The following is a 5,265-nucleotide window of genomic DNA, read 5'->3' on the forward strand; positions in this document are numbered from 1 at the left end:
GACCACAAAATTATTTTTGGCACTTAGAGTAGGGAGTAGGGAGTAGGGAGTAGGGGGTAGAAAAATGCTTTTTGGTTGCTCATACTAACTGTAGTCTATCCATGTGAAAAGCGCTATAAATGGCAAAAATATTTTATGTTAATTTAAACCCCGTCCTTAAAGCTGGTTCTGATGTTTACTTTTCCCCATAATAACGTTCATACAAAGTTTGTACTTACGCCCCCACTCCCCTACTCAACAGTCAAGTTGAAAAGTTTCTGAGAAATAGTATAACTACTGAATACTGACCATTATTATTTACTTAATCACTGAATATTGAATGAGAGATAAACATTTAAAATTAAAAAAATCACCAAAATGTTCGCCAAGATTAGTTCAAGATATACGAGAAAAAATAATTGAATATATTTTGTTTTTAGCAGCTTTTTCTTCAGTAGCAACTACCATAGCAATTCTGTTTATCTTAGTCAGAGAATCAGTTTTATTTTTTCAAGAAATATCCATATTAGAATTCTTGACTAATACACAATGGACTCCCTTATTTCAAAATCCACAATATGGAATTTTACCTTTAGTATCAGGAACCTTAGTAACTTCAATTATTGCTTTAATGATAGCTATTCCACTGGGTACTATAGCAGGAATTTATCTGAGTGAATTTTCTCCCATAAAATTTAGAGAAACTCTCAAACCTTTCTTGGAATTATTGGCTGCTATTCCCACAGTAGTTTATGGTTATTTCGCACTCTTGTACGTCACTCCACTATTACAAAAAATATTTCCAAATTTGCCAACTTTTAATATGTTGAGTGCAGGATTAGTAATGGGAGTAATGATTATTCCATTTATTAGTTCTATCAGCGAAGATGCTATGCGTTCTGTGCCAGTAGGTTTACGAGAAGGATCTTTTTCTATGGGAGCAACTAGGTTTCAAACATCATTATTCGTTGTATTTCCGGCTGCTATTTCTGGTATTTGTTCGGCTTATATTCTGGGAGCTTCCCGTGCAGTAGGAGAAACAATGATTGTTGCTATTGCGGCTGGCTTACAGCCCAATTTTACTTTTAATCCCACAGACCAAGCTGCTACTATTACAGCGTATATTGTACAGGTTAGTCTTGGGGATTTACCTCATGGTACTTTAGCTTATCAAACAATTTTTGCTGCTGGTCTAACTTTAGTATCGATCACTTTAATATTAAATATCATCGGTAATTTTCTAGCTAAATATTATCGTGAAATATATTAAAAGAGGGAAGCATTCATTAATGGATAATGGATAATGGATAATGGATAATGGATAATGGATAATGGATAATGGATAACTACCTCTGGTTAAAACCGCTCTTGATTGAATATCAAGAGATATTATTTCTTCTCTTGGTTGATTGGATATGGCGAGGGGACCGCTCTTATCAGAGCCGCTCCGAAGATCGCCATCCGGAGACCGCTTTTTTCCCCTTAAAAGAGGAGACTTTAAACCAGAATTATTTAATTATTAATGATGAATAATTAATAATTAGGTAAGAGGGAAGAAGGAAGAAGCTGTTATGCTTTTATAGCGGTTTTCAAATAGATAGACTACAGTTACCAAAGCATTCTCCTACTGTCTGCTCCCTACTCCCTACTCCCTAAACCAGATAAATTAGAGGAACTTGATGTAGATGTCAAATCAAGATTTGACCAAAAGAAAATTACTTTTCAATCATCTTCAAGGTAATCTGAATAAACGAAATTTGGTTAATAATATTTTTGCCATAATTGGTTTATTAGTAATTACGGGTTCAATATTAATCCTAGCTGCTTTAATAATTAAAATGATGATTGATGGCTTACCACGCCTCAATTGGAACTTCTTATTTTCTTTTCCTAGTAGAAAACCCGAAGAAGCAGGAATTTTATCGGCCTGGGTAGGTACTTGTTTAGTAATGTTAGTAACTACATTAGTAGCAATTCCTTTAGGAGTTGCTTCTGGTATTTATCTAGAAGAATATGCTCGGAAAAATTGGATTGCCGATCTAATAGAAATTAATGTGACAAATCTTGCAGGTGTACCTTCAATTATTTATGGTTTGTTAGCATTAGGATTTTTTGTTTATCAGTTAAAATTAGGGGAAAGTATTCTCACCGCAGGCTTAACTTTAGCATTATTAATTTTACCTATAGTTATTGTCACTACTCGTGAAGCTCTCCGCTCAATTCCAACTAATTTACGAGAAGCTGCTTATGCTCTGGGAGCAAGTAAATGGCAAATGATTTGGGACCATCTTTTACCTTACTCCTTTGGTACTATTCTTACTGGTATAATTATTGGTTTATCACGGGCAATAGGAGAAACAGCTCCAGTTATTACTATTGGTGCATTGACATTTATTGCTTTTTTACCAGATTCTCCAGTGAAAAGTGAATTTCCATTTATTTCTTTTTCCTGGCTTAAAGCTCCATTTACATTAATGCCAATTCAAATGTTTAACTGGGTTTCTCGCCCACAGAAAGCATTTGAAATAAATGCAGCAGCAGCAGGTACTATATTAACTATTATGACTTTGGCAATCAATACTCTAGCTATTTATTTACGTTATCTAATTCGTAAAGGTATCAAATGGTAAATTTTTCTAGAAAAAAACAAGAATCAATTACTATAAAGCCCAAAGCAGAAGTCAAAAAACTTAATTTTTTTTATGGTTCATCTCAGATTTTAAAAAATATTAATTTGGTTGTTCCAGAAAAACAAGTTACTGCATTAATTGGACCTTCAGGATGTGGAAAAACTACTTTATTACGCTGCTTTAATCGGATGCACGATTTGTATCCAGGAAATTACTATGAAGGGGAAATATGGCTAGATTCTCTGAATATTTTGTCTAAAAATATTGACCCAATAGAAGTACGAATGCGCATTAGCATGGTATTTCAAAAACCTAATCCATTTCCCAAGTCAATTTATGAAAATGTTGCTTATAGTTTGCGGGTGCGTGGTGAAAAAAAAAGGAGTTTAATTGATGAAAAAGTAGAACAAGCTCTTAGAGGTGCAGCTTTGTGGAATGAGGTGAAAGATAGATTAAAAGAGGTGGCTTTTAATTTGTCTGGAGGTCAACAACAACGTTTATGTATAGCTCGTGCTTTAGTAGGAGAACCTGAGATAATTTTATTGGATGAACCTACTTCTGCTCTTGACCCAATTGCTACTGCTAAAATTGAAGGGTTGATGAGTCAATTAAAAGAAAAGATAACTATTTTAGTTGTGACTCATAGTATGCAGCAAGCTGCAAGATTATCTGATTATACGGCGTTTATGTATTTAGGAGAATTGATCGAATTTAGTGAAACTAAAGATTTATTTGCTGACCCTAAAAATCAGAAAACAGAGGATTATTTGCATGGCAGAATTGGTTAATTGAAGAAGGAAGAGGGAAGAAGGAAGAAGGAAGAAAGAAGAAGGAGGAGCCGAAGAACTGATACTTGATTTCCAATAAATAGCCTAGCTATATTGGTTAATTGAAGAAGGAAGAAGGAAGAAGGAAGAGGGAAGAAGGAAGAGCCGAAGAACTGATACTTGATTTCCAATAAATAGCCTAGCTATTTGTAGAAGAAATTCATCAAATCGGTATTATACCAAGGGTGAAATAAAGAATGCTTTTCTTAGGAAAGAGTCAGTAGCCCAAAGAATAGTCAGAGTAATTTTTCGGCTTTTACTACTCGAAAATACTCACTTTTTTAACCATTACTTCTGAAAAGCTAATACTTTTTCAAGACATAAATTGCCTAAAACCAATATCAGTCAATATGTATGATATTTAATCAGCAAGCCCTAATTATTTTGATTTTTACTACTCCCCCACTCCCCCTACTGCCAGAGACTGAAACTTGAAGTTTCAAACAAAATTTTAGTGAAGGAACTACAGAAAATCTCACCAGAATATCTTATGGTAATTACGTCAACTCCCAGTAGACAAGATGCGGATAACATAACTAAATACTTACTTGAAAAAAGGCTAGCTGCTTGTATTCAAATTTTCAGTTCTATAACTAGCAGTTATTGGTGGAATGACGAAATATGTACAGATGAAGAATCGCTCTGTTTGATTAAGACAAGCCAGAAAAATTATGAATCCTTAGAAAAAGCTATTAAAGAAATTCACCCTTACGAAACCCCTGAAGTAATTGTTTTACCCATCCTATCTGGGAATCAAGATTATCTTGCCTGGCTAGGCAATCAACTGGAAAATAATTAACTTTAATAAAATAATTTATACTGTCTGGAAGTCAATTTTTTTGTCGAAAATTTCTGAGGAATTAAAGTAAAAAAATGAAAATTTTGCTGGGAGCAGATGCTTACGGTTTTCACCTCAAGGAAGCAGTAAAGCAACATCTACTTAATCAAGAGTTAGAAATAGAAGATGTAGGGATTAATAATCATGAGACTGAAACTCCTTACTATCAAATCGCTTCAGAGGTGGCCAAACGAGTAGGAAGCGATCGAGCATATCGAGGTATTTTGGTTTGTGGTACAGGCATGGGAATGGCCATCATTGCCAACAAACACCCGAACGTCTACGCCGCTGTGTGTGAAAGTATTTATGCTGCCCAAAAATCCCGCTCTATTAATAACTCCAACGTTTTAACTCTAGGAGGTTTGATTACCACTCCTCAAGTGGCCCAGGAAATCATTAATATTTGGTTGAAGACTGAGTTTACCTCAGAATGGGAACCGCCCATTCAAGAATGGTTGCACAACTCAATGAAAGAGATTAGTCAACTCGAACAAGAACAGTTTGGAAGAAAGAAATAATACCAATTTGATAAATGTTTGCTACATTTTATTGAGCGAGGGAGTAGGACAGGGCTAATTCATTGTTACGAGAGAAAAAAGAAGTAGGGGAGTGGGGAGTAAAGTCAATTCATCGTCACGCAATCGAAAAATTGTATCCTTTGAAATTTTGAAATTTCGTACATCTTAACTAGAATTAGTTAACCAAAAATATAGGGTAGTAAATATTCTCGCTACGACAATGAATTAGCCCTGGAGGAGTAGGGAAGTGGGTAGGGACGTTGCATGCAATGTCCGTACAAGTAGAGGTAAAAATAAGAATAATTAACAATAAATGGCTAATAATTATCAAAAAAAATAGTCAGTCTGTGTTAATTACTTAATAATTGAAGTTTCACTTAAACATAGCATTCTTTTTTCAAATTAGTATAACAGGCGTTGGTCATTTCAGTTATCAGTTATCAGTTATCAGTTATCAGTTATCAGTTATCAGT

General features: G+C 34.5%; 6 protein-coding genes. All 6 read left to right on the plus strand.

Annotated features, from left to right (window positions below):
• Window positions 1–319: 319 nt before the first annotated feature.
• Window positions 320–1,249 (plus strand): phosphate ABC transporter permease subunit PstC, encoded by a 930-nt coding sequence (gene pstC, locus AC3DU7_RS24220; RefSeq protein ID WP_488041857.1) that lies wholly within the window; start codon window positions 320–322, stop codon window positions 1,247–1,249.
• Between the two features lie 68 nt (window positions 1,250–1,317).
• Complete coding sequence (locus AC3DU7_RS24225) at window positions 1,318–1,512, plus strand: hypothetical protein (RefSeq protein ID WP_488041858.1); 195 nt, start codon at window positions 1,318–1,320, stop codon at window positions 1,510–1,512.
• Between the two features lie 152 nt (window positions 1,513–1,664).
• On the plus strand, window positions 1,665–2,609 hold the full coding sequence (gene pstA, locus AC3DU7_RS24230; protein ID WP_488041859.1) for a phosphate ABC transporter permease PstA: 945 nt from the start codon (window positions 1,665–1,667) through the stop codon (window positions 2,607–2,609).
• A complete protein-coding gene (pstB, locus tag AC3DU7_RS24235; RefSeq protein WP_488041860.1) occupies window positions 2,603–3,397 on the plus strand; it encodes a phosphate ABC transporter ATP-binding protein PstB in 795 nt (264 codons plus the stop codon). Before pstA ends, pstB begins: the two co-directional genes overlap by 7 nt.
• 529 nt (window positions 3,398–3,926) lie before the next feature.
• Window positions 3,927–4,235 carry a divalent-cation tolerance protein CutA gene (cutA, locus tag AC3DU7_RS24240; protein WP_488041861.1) on the plus strand — a complete coding sequence of 103 codons (309 nt, stop codon included), beginning with the start codon at window positions 3,927–3,929 and terminating at the stop codon, window positions 4,233–4,235.
• A 74-nt stretch (window positions 4,236–4,309) separates the two neighbouring features.
• On the plus strand, window positions 4,310–4,792 hold the full coding sequence (locus AC3DU7_RS24245; RefSeq protein WP_488041862.1) for an RpiB/LacA/LacB family sugar-phosphate isomerase: 483 nt from the start codon (window positions 4,310–4,312) through the stop codon (window positions 4,790–4,792).
• Window positions 4,793–5,265 lie beyond the last annotated feature (473 nt).

The sequence above is a fragment of the Okeania sp. genome, from assembly GCF_983059655.1.